At 58.6% G+C, this 541-nt stretch carries 1 protein-coding gene; it reads left to right on the top strand.

The annotated features are described in order from the left end of the window. Positions 1–120 precede the first annotated feature (120 nt). On the top strand, positions 121–541 hold a 421-nt coding region (locus A4A58_RS22415; RefSeq protein ID WP_244499835.1), incomplete at its 3' end, for a PHP domain-containing protein.

Raw genomic sequence — 541 nt, 5'->3', positions numbered from 1 at the left:
CGGCGATCGCGACTGGGGACCGCAGCTATGGGCGGTGTTGATGTTCAATCTCTGGCACGACCGCTGGGTACGCTCCGGCTGAAATTCAATGAGAACGATGCTTATCGAAGGGCAATGTCCATGCACGGACCAGGGAAGATGCAGACCCGCAAGCCTGCATTCAGCCGCTTTCGGAATCTCAGCCGGGAGCAATTGAATGTGGAGTTCCAGGTCCACACGAGTTGGACCGACGGGCAGGCGACCGCACTTGAAATCCTGCAAGCGGCCAGTGAACGCGGTCTCGCAGAGCTGGCTTTCACGGAGCACGTACGCGAAGACACGTCATGGTTTCCTGAGTTCAGAGACGAGATCCGCTCCGCTGCGCGTGGTTTTGATCATATGAGCGTCTATGTCGGCTGCGAGACGAAAGCGATGGATGACGACGGCAGGCTGGATGTGTCGCAGGACGTGCTGGACGGATGCGATATCGTTCTCGGCGTCGTTCACAGGCTCCCGGACGGACGCGGCGGCTATCTGGATTTCAAGCGGCTTTCCTATGAAG

It is taken from the genome of Tardiphaga robiniae (genome assembly GCF_001618955.1).
Lineage (GTDB): Bacteria > Pseudomonadota > Alphaproteobacteria > Rhizobiales > Xanthobacteraceae > Tardiphaga > Tardiphaga robiniae_A.
Note: the sequence above shows the minus strand (reverse complement) of the source record. Positions and strands in the feature narration are given on the sequence as shown.